The organism is Microbacterium sp. NPDC056736, assembly GCF_042790415.1.
In the GTDB taxonomy this organism is placed as follows: Bacteria; Actinomycetota; Actinomycetes; order Actinomycetales; family Microbacteriaceae; genus Microbacterium.
In genome coordinates this window covers 87,260-103,459 of the sequence record NZ_JBHTZE010000008.1, presented here as the reverse complement: position 1 = coordinate 103,459, position 16,200 = coordinate 87,260, and the positions used below count along the sequence as shown (strand labels likewise).

18 protein-coding genes are annotated in these 16,200 nt (G+C 72.3%); 10 read left to right on the top strand and 8 right to left on the bottom strand.

Annotation, left to right across the window (positions count from 1 at the left end; genetic code table 11):
* Position 1 precedes the first annotated feature (1 nt).
* Entirely contained in the window at positions 2 to 925 is a 924-nt protein-coding gene (fdhD, locus tag ACFRAL_RS15465) for a formate dehydrogenase accessory sulfurtransferase FdhD (protein WP_336394912.1), read from the top strand.
* 3 nt (positions 926 to 928) lie between these two features.
* On the opposite strand, the gene ACFRAL_RS15460 is transcribed toward fdhD, so the two are convergent.
* Together ACFRAL_RS15460 and ACFRAL_RS15455 are read right to left on the bottom strand one after the other, a co-directional pair.
* Positions 929 to 1,537, bottom strand: coding sequence for a helix-turn-helix transcriptional regulator (locus tag ACFRAL_RS15460; RefSeq protein ID WP_378884544.1), 609 nt, complete (start codon positions 1,535 to 1,537; stop codon positions 929 to 931).
* A gap of 103 nt (positions 1,538 to 1,640) precedes the next feature.
* Positions 1,641 to 2,231 carry a DNA starvation/stationary phase protection protein gene (locus tag ACFRAL_RS15455; RefSeq protein WP_336394914.1) on the bottom strand — a complete coding sequence of 197 codons (591 nt, stop codon included), beginning with the start codon at positions 2,229 to 2,231 and terminating at the stop codon, positions 1,641 to 1,643.
* Between the two features lie 177 nt (positions 2,232 to 2,408).
* On the opposite strand from ACFRAL_RS15455, the gene ACFRAL_RS15450 reads away from it, so the two are divergent.
* Entirely contained in the window at positions 2,409 to 3,833 is a 1,425-nt protein-coding gene (locus ACFRAL_RS15450) for an amidase (RefSeq protein ID WP_378884540.1), read from the top strand.
* Between the two features lie 21 nt (positions 3,834 to 3,854).
* Positions 3,855 to 4,784 carry an SDR family oxidoreductase gene (locus ACFRAL_RS15445; protein ID WP_378884537.1) on the top strand — a complete coding sequence of 310 codons (930 nt, stop codon included), beginning with the start codon at positions 3,855 to 3,857 and terminating at the stop codon, positions 4,782 to 4,784.
* 45 nt (positions 4,785 to 4,829) lie between these two features.
* On the opposite strand, the gene ACFRAL_RS15440 is transcribed toward ACFRAL_RS15445, so the two are convergent.
* Positions 4,830 to 5,030, bottom strand: a complete 201-nt coding sequence (locus ACFRAL_RS15440) for a hypothetical protein (protein ID WP_336394917.1) — start codon at positions 5,028 to 5,030, stop codon at positions 4,830 to 4,832.
* Between the two features lie 169 nt (positions 5,031 to 5,199).
* Here ACFRAL_RS15440 and ACFRAL_RS15435 point away from each other — a divergent pair, with 169 nt between their 5' ends.
* A complete protein-coding gene (locus tag ACFRAL_RS15435; protein WP_378884533.1) occupies positions 5,200 to 5,955 on the top strand; it encodes a sulfurtransferase in 756 nt (251 codons plus the stop codon).
* Between the two features lie 145 nt (positions 5,956 to 6,100).
* Here ACFRAL_RS15435 and ACFRAL_RS15430 read toward each other — a convergent pair whose 3' ends face one another.
* Genes ACFRAL_RS15430 through ACFRAL_RS15415 form a run of 4 tightly spaced genes read right to left on the bottom strand, consistent with a single transcriptional unit; the run spans position 6,101 to position 9,268 of the window.
* The gene (locus ACFRAL_RS15430) at positions 6,101 to 7,015 is read right to left on the bottom strand and encodes an ABC transporter substrate-binding protein (RefSeq protein ID WP_378884530.1); all 915 of its coding nucleotides are present in this window, start codon (positions 7,013 to 7,015) and stop codon (positions 6,101 to 6,103) included.
* 26 nt (positions 7,016 to 7,041) lie between these two features.
* Positions 7,042 to 7,767 (bottom strand): ABC transporter permease subunit, encoded by a 726-nt coding sequence (locus tag ACFRAL_RS15425; protein ID WP_336394920.1) that lies wholly within the window; start codon positions 7,765 to 7,767, stop codon positions 7,042 to 7,044.
* On the bottom strand, positions 7,764 to 8,447 hold the full coding sequence (locus ACFRAL_RS15420) for an ABC transporter permease (protein WP_378884526.1): 684 nt from the start codon (positions 8,445 to 8,447) through the stop codon (positions 7,764 to 7,766). Before ACFRAL_RS15420 ends, ACFRAL_RS15425 begins: the two co-directional genes overlap by 4 nt.
* Positions 8,444 to 9,268, bottom strand: coding sequence for an ATP-binding cassette domain-containing protein (locus tag ACFRAL_RS15415; RefSeq protein ID WP_336394922.1), 825 nt, complete (start codon positions 9,266 to 9,268; stop codon positions 8,444 to 8,446). Before ACFRAL_RS15415 ends, ACFRAL_RS15420 begins: the two co-directional genes overlap by 4 nt.
* Before the next feature lie 162 nt (positions 9,269 to 9,430).
* Between ACFRAL_RS15415 and ACFRAL_RS15410 the strand changes: the two genes are divergently transcribed.
* The 5 genes from ACFRAL_RS15410 (at position 9,431) to ACFRAL_RS15390 (ending at position 14,506) form a co-directional block, all read left to right on the top strand.
* Complete coding sequence (locus ACFRAL_RS15410; RefSeq protein WP_378884522.1) at positions 9,431 to 10,849, top strand: dihydrolipoyl dehydrogenase family protein; 1,419 nt, start codon at positions 9,431 to 9,433, stop codon at positions 10,847 to 10,849.
* The gene (locus tag ACFRAL_RS15405; protein WP_378884520.1) at positions 10,846 to 11,340 is read left to right on the top strand and encodes a DUF427 domain-containing protein; all 495 of its coding nucleotides are present in this window, start codon (positions 10,846 to 10,848) and stop codon (positions 11,338 to 11,340) included. Before ACFRAL_RS15410 ends, ACFRAL_RS15405 begins: the two co-directional genes overlap by 4 nt.
* 103 nt (positions 11,341 to 11,443) lie before the next feature.
* On the top strand, positions 11,444 to 12,007 hold the full coding sequence (locus ACFRAL_RS15400; protein WP_336394925.1) for a PadR family transcriptional regulator: 564 nt from the start codon (positions 11,444 to 11,446) through the stop codon (positions 12,005 to 12,007).
* Positions 12,008 to 12,110: 103 nt separating this feature from the next.
* Positions 12,111 to 13,811 (top strand): ABC1 kinase family protein, encoded by a 1,701-nt coding sequence (locus ACFRAL_RS15395; RefSeq protein WP_378884517.1) that lies wholly within the window; start codon positions 12,111 to 12,113, stop codon positions 13,809 to 13,811.
* 59 nt (positions 13,812 to 13,870) lie between these two features.
* Positions 13,871 to 14,506: a DUF1345 domain-containing protein gene (locus ACFRAL_RS15390; protein WP_378884651.1), complete on the top strand. Its 636-nt coding sequence runs from the start codon at positions 13,871 to 13,873 to the stop codon at positions 14,504 to 14,506.
* Here the strand turns inward: ACFRAL_RS15390 and ACFRAL_RS15385 are convergent, their stop codons facing one another.
* Positions 14,507 to 15,160, bottom strand: a complete 654-nt coding sequence (locus ACFRAL_RS15385) for an LON peptidase substrate-binding domain-containing protein (RefSeq protein ID WP_336394927.1) — start codon at positions 15,158 to 15,160, stop codon at positions 14,507 to 14,509.
* Between the two features lie 93 nt (positions 15,161 to 15,253).
* Between ACFRAL_RS15385 and ACFRAL_RS15380 the strand changes: the two genes are divergently transcribed.
* A complete protein-coding gene (locus tag ACFRAL_RS15380) occupies positions 15,254 to 16,159 on the top strand; it encodes an SDR family oxidoreductase (RefSeq protein WP_336394928.1) in 906 nt (301 codons plus the stop codon).
* The last annotated feature ends 41 nt before the right edge of the window (positions 16,160 to 16,200 follow it).

The following is a 16,200-nucleotide window of genomic DNA, read 5'->3' as shown; positions in this document are numbered from 1 at the left end:
CGTGGGACGCCTCACCACCCGCACCCCCGTGACCCGCATCGCGCTCGGCGACGGCGGCGCGGCCGTCCGACGCCGCGCCGACACCGTCGTCGTGGAGGAGCCGCTGGAGATCCGCATCGGCGGCGAGGCGCTCACCGTCACGATGCGGACCCCGGGGCATGATCTCGAGCTCGCCGCGGGATTCCTGGTGTCGGAGGGTGTCATCACCGAGGGCCGCGACGTCCGGTCGGCGATCCACTGCGGCGGTCCCGGCACCGGGGCTGCGGCCGCTCCCGCCGGCGACGGGCCGCTCCTCACGATCGGGCCGGCCCTGGCCGGCACGGCCGCGGCCACCGAGAACACGTACAACGTCCTGGACATCGCGCTCGCCGCGGGAGTCACGCCGCCGGTGACCGACATCGCGCGCAACTTCTACACGACCAGCTCGTGCGGCGTGTGCGGAACGGCGTCGATCGAGGCGATCGAGAAGTCATCGCGCTACGACGTGTCGACGGATGCCGCGACCGTCGACGCGGCGACCCTGGCGGCGCTCCCCGACGCGCTGCGGGCCGGGCAGGCGGTGTTCGACAAGACCGGTGGTCTGCACGCCGCGGCGCTCTTCGACGCCGCCACCGGCGAGCTCCTCGTGCTGCGCGAGGACGTCGGCCGTCACAACGCCGTCGACAAGGTCGTGGGGTGGGCGGTGCTGGAGGACCGCCTTCCGCTGGGCGGCACCGTGCTGCAGGTGTCGGGCCGGGCGAGCTTCGAACTCGTGCAGAAGGCGGTCATGGCCGGCATCCCGGTGCTCTCCGCCGTCTCGGCGCCGTCCTCGCTCGCGGTGGAGCTGGCGGCCGCCTCGGGGCTCACCCTCGTCGGGTTCGTGCGCGGGTCGTCGATGAACGTCTACGCGCGGCCCGACCGCGTGCGGGTGCCGGCGCCGGGCTGACGCTCAGGCGGGGGCCGCGGCGAGCTGCACGACGCACTGCGTCGGGTCGCACGACGGCGCGATACCCTCGACCCGCAGCGGTCCGCCGGCCTGCGCGAGCACGCTGTCCATGAGGCCGACGTGGACGCCGCACAGCACGCCCCGATGGTCGGCCGAGGCCGCATGCGGGCAGGGCGTGAGGTCGACCGTCAGCTCCCGCTCGTCGACCACGGGGTCGAATCCGGCGTCGCCCAGGTCCTCCACGAGTGCGTCGAGCTGGTGCAGGGCATCCGCGCCGAGTTCGGCATCCGCGTCCGATCCGTACACGCGGCGCAGGAGGTCGCCTCGGCGCGCCGCCTCCTCGGCCCGGCGCGCCGCCACGGGGCTCGACGCCTGCGCCGCGCCCGTCGCCGCCGAGTAGAGCACGCGCGGTCGCCCGCGGGTGGTGCGACGCTCGGTCTCGGCGATGACGTAGCCGGCGTCGATGAGACGCTGCACGTGCTCGCGGACCGTGTTGGCGTGGAGTCCGGTCGCCTCGACGAGCTCGGCGACGGCCCGCTGCGGCCGCTCCTGCAGCAGGCGCATGATCTCGACGCGCGAATAGCTCGAGATCGCGCTGTAGCCGCCGGTCATGCTCCCATTATCGCGGCCGCGGTCGCGCGACCGTGCCGCCGTGCCCGGACGCGGCGCTGCCCGCCGGTCCGGGGACGGGCGGGCAGCGTCAGGGCGCCTGGGATCACCGCTGCGGGGTGCGGTTCTCCGCGCTCACCATCCACGAGAGCTGCTCCACCCGCTCGAGGATGGCGTGCAGGATGTCGGCACTCGTGGGGTCTTCTTCGTCGACGTCGTCGTGGACGTCGCGGCACGTCGCGGCCACGGCATCCAATCGCTCCGTCATCAGATCGACGACTTCCGTCGTCGCGATCTCACCCTGCGGGAACTCCGGGAGGGTGGTGGTCCGTGCGACTTCGTCGCTGCGTCCGTCGGGAAGCGCGTGCAGCGAGCGCATGCGCTCGGCGACGGTGTCGGCGAAGTCGCGTGCGGCCTCGATGATCTCGTCGAGCTGCAGGTGGGTGTCGCGGAAGTTGCGGCCCACCACGTTCCAATGCGCCTGCTTGCCCTGCAGCGAGAGCTCGATGAGGTCGACCAGCACCTTCTGCAGGTTCTCGCTGAGCGTCTCGGAGGCCGTGAAGCCCCGCTCCGCGTTCTGCTCCGGCGTGAGCTCGGCGCCGGCTCCGCCGCGCGCGGCCCGCCTCTTGTTGCCCGAGGCTCCGGAGGAGTTCGTGCTGCTCTTCGCCGTGCTCTTCTTCGCGGTCGTCGTCGCCACTGTCGCTCCGTTTCGTCGGTCGCCTGCCGCGGGGGACCGGCCGTGAGGGATCCGCGCCGCGGTGGGGTGTGTCATCGACGGTAGCCAGAGCCGGCCGCGCAGGCCCGGGGATTGCCCTCCGCGCGTCCGCGTGCTAACGGCTGACGCGGCGCCGGTGGTCGTGGTGGGATGGAACCGATGACTCCGACCGCTCTGCCGTCCGCCGTCGACATCGCCGCCGCCGTGCGCCGGGGCGAGACGACCGCCGTGGCCGTCGTCGAAGCGCACCTCGACCGGATCGCGCACCGCAACGGTGACCTCAACGCGCTCACCGTCGTCTTCGCCGGCAGGGCACGGGCTGCGGCCGCCGACGTGGACGCGGCCATCGCCGACGGGCGCGATCCGGGTCCGCTCGCCGGGGTCCCGGTGTCGGTGAAGGAGAACATCGACCTCACGTGGTCGGCGACCACGAGCGGCTGGCGCGGCCTCGCCGACGCCGTGCCGGCGCGCGACGCGACGATCGTCCGGCGACTGCGGGCGGCGGGCGCCGTGCCCATCGGTCGCGGCAACATGCCCGACTTCGGCATGCGCTGGGACACCGACAACGATCTCTTCGGCCGCACGCTCAACCCCTGGGACCGCGGGCGCAGCCCCGGCGGATCCAGCGCCGGCGACGCCGTGGCCGCGGCGACGGGAATGAGCGCCGTCGGGCTCGGGAACGACTTCGGCGGATCCCTTCGTCTTCCCGCCTACGCGGCCGGGATCGTGGGGATGCGTCCCACGCGCGGACGCGTTCCCCGGGCGGCGGTGCAGGACCGTCCGGTCGCGCTGACGCTGCAGGAGTTCTCGGTCAATGGACCCCTGGCGCGCAGCGTCGACGACGTCGGCCTCGCGCTCGACGTGATGAGCGGGTGGGATGCCGACGACCCGGTCTCGCTCGACGCGCCGTCTCTCCGCGCCGACGACGTTCCGCGTCGCGTCGGCGTGGTGCGCGACCCGGGCGGAGCGCCGGTCGACCGCGACGTCGCCGCGGGCATCGAGCGCGCCGCCGAGGCACTCCGCCGGGCCGGGTGGGAGACGGTCGACCTCGACCCACCTCTGCTCGAGGAGGCTGCGGTGCTGTGGCGCAGGCTCTCGTGCACCGACATGCTGATCTCCCTCGACCCCGCCGCCCTCGGCCAGCCGCTCGGGCGCTCGGCGACCGCGTTCCTGCGCGACAGCACGGCGGCGGCCCGGCCGTACGAGACGGCGCGCGAGTACGCCGCGGCTTGGGCGCGGCGCGCGGTGATCGCGGCGGAATGGCGGCGGCTCCAGACCGAGGTCCCGCTGATCCTCGGGCCGGTCTCGACGACGAGGATGCGCGAACCGGACTACGACCTCGGCGGAACGTCCGCAGCCGACGAAGCCTGGCGCGCACTGTGGCTCACCGTGGCGGCCAACTTCCTGGGGCTGCCGGCGCTCGCGCTCCCCACCGGCATGGGCGGCGACGGGATGCCGACCGGCGTGCAGCTGATCGGCCCGCCGTTCGGTGAGGCGATCGTGCTCGCGGCGGGCCGGGCCGTGGAGACCGGTGCGGGTCCACTGCCCGTGGTATCAGCGGCATCTGTCGCCCCTCCTGACTGACGGACGCCGAACGGAGGACCCATGGCCCGCACTCCCGCCCCGCCTGTGGCGCTGCCCGACCTGCGTGGCCGCACGGCTCTGATCACCGGGGCGAGCGACGGCGTCGGAGTGGAGATCGCGCGCGGGCTGGCCGCGGCAGGAGCCGACCTGGTGCTGCCGGTCCGTCGCCGCGAGAAGGGCGAGCGCGCGGTCGCGGGCCTGCGCAGCACTGCCCCGCAGACCCGCATCGAGCTTCGCGATCTCGACCTCGCCCGGCTGGACTCCGTCGCCGCACTGGCGGCGGCCCTCACCGCGGAACGCGCGCCCCTCGACATCGTGGTGCTCAACGCGGGCATCGTGCTGCTCGGAGACGGCGAGCGGCACACGAGCGTCGACGGCTTCGAGCTGCACTTCCAGACCAACTTCCTCGGGCACTTCGCGTTCGCCACCGCGCTCCTGCCGCTGCTGCGCGACCGGCGCACCCGGGTCGTGATCCAGCTGAGCCTCGCCGCCGGTGTGGCACGGCTCGCGTGGGACGACCTGCAGAGCGAGCGTCGCTACGCGCCCCTGCGCGCGTACGGCGCATCGAAGGTCGCGCTCGGGCTGTTCGGTTACGAGCTCGCGCGGCGCTCCGCCGCGAGCGACGGGCGTCTGACGGTGCACCTCAGCCATCCGGGCATCGCGCCCGGCACCGCCATCGCGCCCGCGATGCGCGAACGCAGGCGCGGCGGTGCGGGCGAGGCGCTGGCCGAGCGATGGGGCAACACGCCCGCCGAGGCCGCGCAGCCGGCCCTGCTGGCCGCGGTGACGGATGCCGCGCCTCCCGGCTTCTTCGGACCGCTTGGACCACTGCACCTCGGGGGTGCTGCCGGTCCACTGAAGGCATACCGGCGGGTCACCGATCCGGCTGCCGGCGCGCGGGTCTGGGACGTCGCCGAGCGCCTGCTCGCCGGACGCGTGCGCGCACGGTGACGCCCGGGTGGACGTGTCCGGCACGCGCCTGAGCAGCGGTGATGCTCAGGGGAACGGCGTCTCGGGCGTCTGCGGGAACGTCGGCTCTTCGGGGTTGGGCGCGAGCGGCTCGTCCGGCCAGGGTGCCGGCGGTTCGGTCGGCAGCCCGGGCGGCGGGTCGGCGGGTGCCGGCGAGGGCGGGCCCGGTGGCACTTCGCCGGGCGGCGTCTGGCCCGGGAGCGGTTCGGGGAGGGTCGGATCGGTCATCTCACTCCTGCCGTCGTGTCGCGGCGGCGCCGCTGACGTCCTCCCACCTTCGACCCTGCGCGGACCGCGCGCGAGGGTCTTGACCGCGTCGGACCGCCGCGGTACCGGACGCCGAGCCGGTGCCCGCGGCTGCGTGGGGCGGTGCCAACACCTCCGTAGGCTGGAGGGCGTGGCATCCGTTCTCAACGTCTCGGCGTACCTGTTCACCCGCATCGCCGACCCCGGCGCGCTGCGGCAGGTGCTGCGCGAGCGAGCGCTCGCGGCCGGGCTCAAGGGCACGATTCTGATCGCGGAGGAGGGCGTCAACCTGTTCCTCGCGGGCGCGGCCCACGCCGTGCGCCCCTTCATCGACGAGCTGCGGATCGACCCCCGGTTCGCGCCGCTGACCACGAAGGAGAGCTGGTCCGACACGCAGCCCTTCGGGAAGATGCTCGTCAAGGTCAAGCGCGAGATCATCCGCATGGACCACCCGACGATCCGCCCGGACGCCGAGCGCGCGCCCGCTGTCGCGCCCGAGACGCTGCGTCGGTGGCTGGACGAGGGACGCGACGACCGGGGTCGAGAGGTCGTGCTGGTCGACACCAGGAACGCGTTCGAGGTGGACTACGGCGCTTTCGGCGGTGCGATCGACTGGCGCATCGAGCGGTTCACGCAGTTCCCGGATGCCGCGGCCGCCGCCGCGCCCGACCTCGCCGGCAAGACCGTCGTGAGCTACTGCACGGGCGGCATCCGCTGCGAGAAGGCCGCGATCTACCTGCGCGAGGCGGGCGTGGACGCCTATCAGCTGGACGGCGGCATCCTGGGGTACTTCGAGCGCGTCGGCGGCGCCCACTGGAACGGCGACTGCTTCGTGTTCGACGGGCGCGAAGCCCTCACGCCGGCACTCGCCCCGCGCTCCACCGCCCCGCGCCCTGCGGCGGCGTGAGCGTTCCGCCGGCCTCTCGGCGCACCTGCGGGCTCGCGCATCGCCCGCGGTGCGCGGTGCCATCCGGGTTGAGCGTCTGTCACGCGCGACGCCCCGCCCGGCCGGAAGGCGGCCGGGCGGGGCGTGACGTGTCATGCCGGGAGCGTCAGGCCAGTCCGTTGTCGGCGAGCCACGCGGCGGCGATGTCCTCGGCGGAGAGCTGCTCCTCGGTGGACTGCACGTTCATCGCCACCAGGCCCTCGGGGGTCAGCGCGGCGCTCACGGCGTTGATGACGTCGGCGATCTCCTCGGCGACGTCGGCGTTCACCAGCGGGACGACGTTGGACGCGAGGAACAGACCCTCCGGGTCCTCCAGCGTCACCAGATCCTCGGTCTCGATGCGCGGGTCGGCGCTGTAGACGTTGGCGACCTGGATGTTGCCCGCGACGAGCTCCTCGACCGTGGTGTCGGCGGTGGCCTGGAACGACACGGTCACGCCGTACACCTCTTCGAGGCCCTTCGGGCCGTAGGGGCGCTCCTCGAGCTCGGGCGCGCCGCCGAGCACGAGCCCGTCGATGCCGGCGAGGTCGGCGATGGAGGCGACCCCGTTCTCCTCGGCGAACGCGGCTGTGACGTTGTACGAGTCCTGATCGGTCGCCGAGGACTGCTCGAGGACGGTCAGCCCGTCGGGGAGGGCGTCCTGCAGCGCCGCGTACACGTCGTCGGGCGTGGTGGCGGTGGTGTCCGGCTCGAAGTACTGCAGGAGGTTTCCGGTGTACTCGGGGAACAGGTCGATCGAGCCGTCCTCGATGGCCGGCATATAGGCGTCGCGCTGGCCGATGTTGAAGTCGCGCTCGACGGTGAAGCCTTCGGCCTCGAGGGCCTGGGCGTAGATCTCGGCGATGATCTCGTTGGAGTAGTACGCCTGCGACCCGATGACGATGGTCGACGAGTCGCCGGCGTCGCCGGTGTCTCCGCCGTCGCTCTCGAGCGGGTCGCTGGAGGCGCACCCGGCGAGGGTGAGCGCGGTGACGGCTGTCGCAGCGAGCGCCAGGGCGAGGCGGGTGCGTGCTGTGGACATGGGGGAACCTCCGATGTGGTGAGGGGTCAGCGGGACAGCTGGGGGACGGGGGCGAGCGCCTGCGCCGCGGCCTCGCGGCGCGAGCGGGGACCGTCGGTGCGAGGCACAGCGAAGCGGGCGAGAAGGGCGAAGAGGCCGTCGAGGGCGAGCGCGAGCGCGACGATGACGATGGAGGCGCCGAGGATCTGGTCGAACCGGCGCAGAGCCAGCCCCTGGATCAGATAGAACCCGAGGCCGCCGAGGCCGACATAGGCCGCGATGGTCACCGTGGCGACCACCTGGAGAGTGGCGGACCGCAGTCCGCCGATCAGGAGTGCGAGTCCGAGGGGCATCTCGATCCGGAACAGGATCTGCCACTCGGTCATTCCCATCGCGCGCCCGGCATCGATCACGGAGCGGTCGATCGCCTCGACGCCGGCGTACGCACCGGCGAGGATCGAGGGGATCGCGAGGAGCACGAAGGCGGCGACGGCGGCCTCGGTCTTCTGCGAGACCCCTACCAGCAGCACGAGCAGGACCACCAGGCCGAGCGCGGGGAGGGCCCGCGCGGCGCCGCTGAGGAAGACGACCACGTCGCGTCCTCTCCCGGTGTGGCCGACCGCCCAGCCGACGGGGATGGCGATCACCGCGGCGATGGCCACGGAGCCGAACGTGAACGCCAGGTGCTGCGCGATCGCGGTCGGCAGCGGAAGCGAGCCGGTGAGGCGGTCGGGCGAGAAGATCCAGGCGAGGGCCTCGGCGAGGAGGTTCACGTCGCCACCGCCGTCGACACCGCCCGCCGCCGCGAGGCGCGCGTCGGCGAGGTCCTGCGCACCCAGGGCATCAGCGCGCGGCCGAGGAGGACCAGGAGCAGATCGATCACCAGCGCCACCACCACGACGGCCACCACTCCGGCGAAGACCTCGGCCACGATCCGCCGCTGCGACCCGTTCGTGAAGAGATAGCCGAGGTTCTGCACGCCCACCAGGGCACCGACGGTGGCCAGCGAGATCGTCGACACCGCGGCGACGCGCAGCCCGGCGAGGATGACCGGGCCGGCCAGCGGGAAGTCGACCGTCCAGAAGCGTCGCCAGGTGCCGTAGCCGACGGCGACGGCCGCGCTGCGCGTGGCGGGATCGACCGAGGCCAGGCCCTCGGTGACCGATCGGGTCATGATCGCGACGGCGTAGATCGCCAGCGCCACGATCAGGTTCAGTTCGGACAGGAACGGGATGCCCAGCAGCTGCAGCAGCGGGAACAGCGCGAGGGACGGGATCGTGTACAGCAGCCCGACGACCGTGAGCACCGGGCCCCGCAGCCGCGTGTACTGGAACGCGAGCCACCCGATCGGGATGGCGACGGCGAATCCCATGATGATCGCGATGGCGCTCTGCCGCAGATGGTCGACCGTGAGCGCGCCGATGAGGTCCAGGTTGTCGAGCACCCAGCTCACGGCGAGTCCTCCACCAGCACGCCCTGCGTGCGCCCCGCGGCATCGACGAGCACCGTGCCCTGCGGCGTCTGCTTCGCCCGCAGCGCGCGAGTGCCGCGCTCTGCGCCGATGAAATCGGCGACGAAGTCGCTCGCGGGGTTCTCGATGATCTCGCTCGGGCTGCCGATCTGGGCGACGCGGGCGCCGTTCTCGAGGATCACCACCTGATCGCCGAGGAGGAACGCCTCGTCGATGTCGTGCGTGACGAACACGATCGTCTTGTGCAGCTCCCGCTGGAGCCTGATGATCTCGGCCTGCAGCTCGCGTCGCACGATGGGGTCGACGGCCCCGAAGGGCTCGTCCATGAGGAGGATGTCGGGATCGACGGCGAGCGCCCGCGCCACGCCGACGCGCTGCTGCTGCCCACCGGAGAGCTGACTCGGGTACCGCTTGGCGAGCCCTCGCTCCAGGCCCACGACATCCATGAGCTCGAGGGCGCGCCGCCGCGCCTGCGCCCGCGGCACGCCCGTGAGCACCGGCACCGTGGCGATGTTGTCGACGACCGAGAAATGGGGGAGCAGGCCCGCGCTCTGCAGCACGTACCCGATCCCGCGCCGGAGTGCGACCGGGTCGCGCTGCGAAATCGGTTCGTCGTCGATCGTGATGACGCCGTCCGAGGGCTCGACCAGGCGGTTGATCATGCGCAGCAGCGTCGTCTTGCCGCTCCCCGACGAGCCGACGAGGACCGTCGTCTTGTGTGCGGGGAGAAGCAGGCTGAAGTCATCGACGGCGAGGGTGCCGTCCGCGAAGCGCTTGGAAACCGCGCGGAATTCGATCGCCATGCTGTCCTTTCGGCGGAGAACCCAGAAAACCACACGTCGACGACATCGGGCCCGTTGATGCCGGATCTTGACCTGCGCGCATCGTCTGTGCTGCGGCCCGGCCACACTCATCACGAGGGCGGGTCTCGCCCGCCGTCGGGGGGGCGCCGCTACGTTGGGCGCATGACTGCTCGGGAGTACGACCTGATCGTGATCGGCGCGGGGCCCGTCGGCGAGAACGTGGCCGACCGCGCGAGACAGGGCGGCCTGTCGGTCGTCGTGGTCGAAAGCGAGCTCGTCGGAGGCGAGTGCTCCTTCTGGGCCTGCATCCCCTCCAAGGCGCTGCTGCGGCCTGGCGCCGCCCTGCGTGCCGCCCGGGCCGTCGGCGGCGCCGCGCAGGCGGTCACCGGCACGGTCGACGTGGCGGCGACGCTGCGCCGGCGCGACGTGCTGGTCCACGACTGGGACGACAGCTCACAGGTGGAGTGGCTGCACGGGGCGGGCATCGACCTGGTCCGCGGCCACGGACGCCTGAGCGGCGAGCGGGAGGTCACCGTGGCTGCTGCGGACGGCGCCGAGACCGTCCTGCGGGCCCGCCATGCCGTGGCCGTGTGCACCGGCTCGGCGGCGCTGGTGCCCGACATCCCCGGCCTGCGCGAGGCGCAGCCCTGGACGAGCCGGGACGCGACCGGCGTGCGGGACGTCCCGGCGTCCCTCGCGATCCTCGGCGGCGGCGTCGTCGGAAGCGAGATGGCGACGCTCTACACGTCACTCGGCGCGGAGGTGACGGTCATCGCGCGCTCCGGTCTGCTGCGCGGGGTCGAGCCGTTCGCCGGTGAGGCGGTGGCGAAGGCGCTGACGGATGCCGGCGCCGACGTCCGCACCGGCGTCGAGGTCGAACGTGCCGGCCGCGACGCCGACGGTGTCGTGCTCACGCTCTCCGACGGGTCCGAGGTGCGCGCCGCCGAGGTCCTGGTCGCCACCGGGCGGCGGCCCCGCACGGAGGACCTGGGGCTCGGGGCGGTCGGGCTGGCGCCGGGCGACTGGCTGGATGTCGACGACACGCTGCGCGTGCGCGGCGTGGAGTGGCTCTACGGCGTGGGCGACGTCAACCATCGCGCCCTGCTCACGCATCAGGGCAAGTATCAGGCCCGCGCCGCGGGCGACGTCATCGCAGCCCGCGCGACGCAGCGCGAGGTCGACGACGGCCCCTGGGGAGCGCACGTGGCGACCGCCGATCACTCGGCGGTGCCGCAGGTCGTCTTCACCGATCCGGAGGTGGCCGCGGTCGGGCACACCGCGGAGTCGGCTCGATCCGCGGGCCTGCGCATCCGCGTGATCGACTACGACCTCTCATGGCTCGCCGGCGCGAGTGAGCACGCCGACGACTATCGCGGGCGCGCCCGCGTCATCGTCGACGAGGATCGCCGCGTCGTCGTCGGGGCGACGTTCGTGGGGCAGGACGTCGGCGAGATGCTCCACGCCGCGACGATCGCCGTGGTCGGCGAGGTGCCGATCGACCGCCTGTGGCACGCGGTGCCGTCGTACCCGACGATCAGCGAGGTGTGGCTGCGCTGGCTCGAGGAATGCGGTCGCCCATGAGACCCGAGCCCGATCCCGTCGGCCCCGGCCAGGAGTCGGTGTGGGACTACCCCCGACCGCCGCGCGTCGAGCGGGTCGCGCGGCGGGTGCGCATCGAGCTGGGCGGCCGGGAGATCCTCGACACCGACGATGTCGTGCGGGTGCTGGAGACGAGCCACCCGCCCGTCTACTACCTGCCGATCGCGGCGTTCGCCGACGGCGCACTCACGCACGGGGAGGGCTCCTCGTTCTGCGAGTTCAAGGGCGGCGCGCGCTACTTCGACGTGCGCGGCGGCGGCGAGGTCCGGCCACGGGCGGCGTGGACGTATCCGCGGCCCGCGGCCGGCTACGAGCAGCTGGCCGATCGGGTGGCGGTCTACGCCTGTGACATGGACCGCTGCACGATCGACGGGGTCGAGGTGACACCACAGCCGGGCCGCTTCTACGGCGGGTGGATCACCCCCGACATCGCCGGCCCGTTCAAGGGCGTTCCGGGCTCCATGGGGTGGTGACCTCTCAGCGGTGACACAGGGAACACCCAGGCCGGTGCCCTTCCGCACCGATATATCGGTATGTATCGTCGGGGTATCGGCAGACGCTCGTTAGGAGACAGCCATGAGTGGTTCATTCCCCGGTTTCGGTTCGCGTCCAGGAGGTCAGGGCAGTGGCCTGCCCAACAGCCTGTGGGACGCGATGGATCAGTTGCGCGAGGCCTTCGAGAAGGGATTCTCGCCGCGCGTCGCCAAGGGCGACGTCCGTGCGGCGGTGCTGGCGGTGCTGGCGGAGAAGCCCATGCACGGATACCAGATCATCCAGGAGATCGAGGCGCGCAGCGACGGTGCGTGGAAGCCGAGCCCCGGCTCCGTCTACCCGACTCTCCAGCTGCTCGCCGACGAGGGACTGGTCGCGGCGGAGGAGTCCAACGGCAAGAAGACGTACTCGCTCACCGAGGCGGGCCGGGCCGAGGCCACGGCGTCGGCCGAGGACAAGTCCGCGCCGTGGGAATCGTTCAGCTCACGCGACACCGGTCGCACCTCGGCGCTGCCCAAGTCGGGTGCCAAGCTCGCACAGGCCGCCGCCCAGGTCGGTCGCAGCGGCACGCCGCAGCAGGTCGCGCAGGCTGTCGAAGTGCTCGACGAGGCGCGGCGTAAGCTCTACTCGATCCTGGCTCAGGACTGATCGCCGGCCGCGTGCCGGCAGACGCCGGCCCGAGCCCGCGGGTTCGACGGGGCGTGCGATCCCGGACGATCGGGATCGCAGGCACCGCGATCTAGGAGATTCGATGGCCGACGTCGGGAACACGCGCGCCCGCTACCGCAGGATCCTCCGGTTCGCCGGACGCTACATGGTCCAGGCGTGGTGGTACGAGCTCTTCCTGCCGCGCCTGGGGTTCGGCGCCCTCGCCGCCCGCGGGCGCGCCCGACGGCTGCAGACGATCGCTCGCCGGTTCCATGTGCTCGCCGTGCAGTACGGCGGGCTCATGATCAAGGTCGGCCAGTTCCTGTCGTCGCGGCTCGACGTGCTGCCGCCCGAGATCACGAAGGAGCTCGAGGGGCTCCAGGACGAGGTGCCGCCGGTCGCGTTCCCGGCGATCCGCACACTCGCCGAGGCGGAGCTGGGCGTCCCGCTCGGGCGCGCGTTCGAATGGGTCGACGAGAACCCCGTGGCCGCGGCATCCCTCGGCCAGGCGCATCGTGCGCGGCTCACCCAGGCCGACGCGGCCGAGACGGGGTTCGCGGACGTCGTGATCAAGGTGCAGCGCCCGGGGATCGAGGCGATCGTCGACGTCGACCTCGCCGCCCTGCGGCGCGTGGCGGCGTGGCTGAGCCGGGTGAAGGTGGTCCGCGACCACGTCGACCTGCCGGCGCTGCTGGAGGAGTTCGCCTACACCAGCCGGCAGGAGATCGACTACCTCCACGAGGCGCAGAACGCCGAGCGGTTCGCCGCCGACTTCGCCGGCGACCCCCGCGTCGGCGTGCCGGACGTGGCGTGGGAGCGCACGACGCGGCGGGTCCTCACCCTGGAGGACGTCACCGCGATCAAGATCAACGACGTCGACGGGCTTCGCGCGGCCGGCATCGACCCCGGCCACGTCGCCATCGAGTTCGCCGACGTCATGTTCGATCAGCTGTTCTCGAACGGCTTCTTCCACGCCGATCCCCATCCGGGGAACGTCTTCGTCACGCCCGTCGAGCGCGGCGCCGGCGAGGGCGGGAAGGCATGGAAGCTGACGTTCATCGACTTCGGCATGATGGGCGAGGTGCCCGACGGGCTGCGCCACGGGCTGCAGCAGCTCGTCATCGCCGTGGCGTCGCGCAACAGCGCCAAGATGATCGAGAGCATCCGCGCGGTCGGCGTGCTGCTGCCGTCCGCCGACACGAACGAGCTGGAGCGGGCGATGACGGCGCTGTTCGCCCGGTTCGGCGGGATGGGCTTCGCGGAGCTGCAGAAGGTCGACCCGCGGGAGTTCCGTGCCTTCGCCACGGAGTTCGGCGACGTGGTGCGCTCGCTGCCCTTCCAGCTGCCGGAGAACTTCCTGCTCATCATCCGCGCCGTCTCGCTGACCAGCGGCATGTGCAGCTCGCTCGACCCCGAATTCAACGTCTGGGACGCCGTCGAGCCCTACGCCGACCGCCTCCTGCGCGACGAGCGGGGCAACGTGGTGCAGGCGTTCGCCCGCGAGGCCGCCTCCACCGCGGCCGTGGTCGCCCGCCTTCCGCGCCGGCTCGACGACATGATCACGCGCGCCGAGGACGGCCGCCTCGTCGCCGACGCCCCGAAGCTCGAGCAGCGCCTTCGCCGGCTGGAGCGCATGGGGCGCCGCGCCGTGTCCGCGGTGCTCTTCGCCGCGCTCCTGATCAGCGGCGCGGTGCTGCGCGCGGAGGATCTGTTCGTGGGCACCGTGCTCATGGTCGGGTCGGTGATCCCGCTCCTGCACACGCTGTTCGCGGGCTTCGCCGGGCGCCAGGGCCCGGGCGACTGAAGCCACCCGCTACGGTGTCACGGAGGACCTGACTGCGGGGGTGACCAGTGCTCGGCGTGATGATGCTGCGGGTCGCGGACCTGCTCGTGCAGCTGGGCCTCATCGGGATCGGCCTCGCGATCATCCTCGTGGAGGATCCCGACAGCACGTTGGACGCGCTGGCGCTGTGGTGCGTCATCGGGGGCCTGTACTGGCTGGCGTCGGTCATCGCGGTGGCGATCAGCGTGCGCCGGTCCGAAGTCGCGGCACCCGCGTGGCTGGGGCGGCTCGACCTGCACCCCGCGGTCGCCGTCGTCAGCGTGACCGCCACATTCCTGGCGAGCATCGTCGGGATCGTCGCCGCCATCGAGATCCTCATCCTCCGCGACGACCCCGACTGGGCCGGGTGGGTCGAGCCGGTCGCGATCTCGGCCATGCTGCTGTCCTGGGCGCTGTACCACTGGGGGTTCGCCCGCATCTACCACCGGCGCTTCCGGGTCGCCGACGTCGCCCCCCTGGTCTTCCCCGGCACGGACGCGCCCCGGATCGCCGACTTCGTCTACTTCTCGTTCACCAACGCCACGAACTTCTCTGTCTCCGACGTGCAGGTGATGACGACGCGCATGCGGTGGACCGTCGTGTGGCACACCGTCACGAGCTTCTTCCTCAACGCGCTGATCATCGTGCTCGCCTTCAGCACGATCATCAGCGGCTGATCAGCCCGCCGGCGAGTAGCCGCCGCCGTCCGCCGGGCCGGCGGTGATGACGGGCTCGATGTCGAGCGTCAGGTCGATGATCATGCGAAGGAGCCCGCCCATCGTGGTCGACTGCAGCAGGGAGTAGCGGTCGAGCTCGCCGAGCGGGGCCAGTGCGGCCAGCTGCCACGCGGCCTCGACCGGATCGTCCGACAGCGGGGTGTCGGCATCCCACCGCACGATCTCCAGGCCCCCGGACTCGGCGCCGGACGCGCGGGCGACGACGCGCCGCACGATGGCCTCGGCCTCGCCGCGCAACGCCGTGAGGGCATCGTCCCACTCCAGTTCCGGCACAGCGTCGACGCGTGCTCTCGGGTGGGGGTCGTCGTCCAGCCACTCCGCCACCTCGAACCGGTCGCCCCCCACCGCGACCGCGTACATCGCCTCGCTCGCCGCGTCCACCCGGATGAGGCGGGCGAACGTGCCGACGCCGGTGCGGATGTCGCCGCCCCCGACCTCGCGTCCTCGCTCGATGAGCACGACGCCGAAGCGCGGGTCCTCCTCGTCGAGCAGCCTGCCCAGCATGGTCAGGTAGCGGGGCTCGAAGATGCGCACGAGGAGCGGCGTGTGGGGGAACAGCACACTCCCCAGCGGGAACATCGCCACCTCGCGCATGGCTCAAGTCAAGCACGCGGCCGGCCACTAACGGCCGTTCCGTCCCGGCGCAACCCCCGTCACGCCGGCGCGCGGCGTGCCTAGCGTGGCCTCATGACAGGCGAACAGCGCGACCAGTACACGTTCACCAACCCCGCCGAGCTGTACGCGGACTTCGATCCGAAGAAGCAGCGTCAGCCCGAGCCGGGTCTCGACGCCGAGCTGCAGCCGAAGGCCGATCTGGGCGAGGAGACGTATCGGGGCACCGGCCGGCTCGCCGGTCGCAAGGCCCTCATCACGGGTGCGGATTCCGGGATCGGCGCGGCTACCGCGATCGCCTTCGCGCGCGAGGGCGCGGATGTCGCGATGTCGTACCTGCCGGAGGAGGAGCGGGACGCGCAGCGCGTCGCGGGGATCCTCCAGGATGCCGGCGTGACGGCGCTCACCATCCCCGGCGACCTGCGCGATCCGGCCTACTGCCGGGACCTCGTAGAGCGAGCGGTCGAGGGGCTCGGAGGCCTGGACATCCTGGTCAACAACGGCGGCAAGCAGATCTTCAACGAGGATCTGACGACCCTCGACGACGAGCAGTTCGACGACACCTTCAAGACCAACGTGTACGCCATGTTCTGGATCACCAAAGCGGCGCTGCCGCATCTGAAGCCGGGATCCGCGATCATCAACACCACGTCGATCCAGGCGTATCAGCCGTCGGAGATCCTCGTGGACTACGCCTCGACGAAGGCGACGATCAACGCCTTCACCAAGGCGCTCGCGCAGCAGCTGGCGCCGAAGGGCATCAGGGTGAACGCGGTGGCTCCTGGGCCGATCTGGACTCCGCTGCAGGTGACCGACGGCCAGCCGCAGGAGAAGATCGAGAGCTTCGGCGAGCAGACGCCGCTGGGACGTGCCGGTCAGCCGGCCGAGCTCGCGCCGGCCTACGTCTTCCTCGCGTCGGCGGAGTCCAGCTACGTCGCCGGCGAGACCCTCGCCGTGACCGGCGGGTCCCCGACGCCCTGAGCCTGCCTAGACTTCGACCACGGGCCTCCGTCCGCGAGGCG

Excerpts from the sequence above, each read along its gene's own strand:
- ACFRAL_RS15460 (WP_378884544.1), bottom strand. The coding sequence starts at position 1,537 with ATGACCGGCGGCTACAGCGCGATCTCGAGCTATTCGCGCGTCGAGATC.
- ACFRAL_RS15450 (WP_378884540.1), top strand. The coding sequence starts at position 2,409 with ATGACTCCGACCGCTCTGCCGTCCGCCGTCGACATCGCCGCCGCCGTG.
- ACFRAL_RS15445 (WP_378884537.1), top strand. The coding sequence starts at position 3,855 with ATGGCCCGCACTCCCGCCCCGCCTGTGGCGCTGCCCGACCTGCGTGGC.
- ACFRAL_RS15440 (WP_336394917.1), bottom strand. The coding sequence starts at position 5,030 with ATGACCGATCCGACCCTCCCCGAACCGCTCCCGGGCCAGACGCCGCCC.
- ACFRAL_RS15430 (WP_378884530.1), bottom strand. The coding sequence starts at position 7,015 with ATGTCCACAGCACGCACCCGCCTCGCCCTGGCGCTCGCTGCGACAGCC.
- ACFRAL_RS15415 (WP_336394922.1), bottom strand. The coding sequence starts at position 9,268 with ATGGCGATCGAATTCCGCGCGGTTTCCAAGCGCTTCGCGGACGGCACC.
- ACFRAL_RS15410 (WP_378884522.1), top strand. The coding sequence starts at position 9,431 with ATGACTGCTCGGGAGTACGACCTGATCGTGATCGGCGCGGGGCCCGTC.
- ACFRAL_RS15405 (WP_378884520.1), top strand. The coding sequence starts at position 10,846 with ATGAGACCCGAGCCCGATCCCGTCGGCCCCGGCCAGGAGTCGGTGTGG.
- ACFRAL_RS15400 (WP_336394925.1), top strand. The coding sequence starts at position 11,444 with ATGAGTGGTTCATTCCCCGGTTTCGGTTCGCGTCCAGGAGGTCAGGGC.
- ACFRAL_RS15395 (WP_378884517.1), top strand. The coding sequence starts at position 12,111 with ATGGCCGACGTCGGGAACACGCGCGCCCGCTACCGCAGGATCCTCCGG.
- ACFRAL_RS15390 (WP_378884651.1), top strand. The coding sequence starts at position 13,871 with ATGATGCTGCGGGTCGCGGACCTGCTCGTGCAGCTGGGCCTCATCGGG.
- ACFRAL_RS15385 (WP_336394927.1), bottom strand. The coding sequence starts at position 15,160 with ATGCGCGAGGTGGCGATGTTCCCGCTGGGGAGTGTGCTGTTCCCCCAC.
- ACFRAL_RS15380 (WP_336394928.1), top strand. The coding sequence starts at position 15,254 with ATGACAGGCGAACAGCGCGACCAGTACACGTTCACCAACCCCGCCGAG.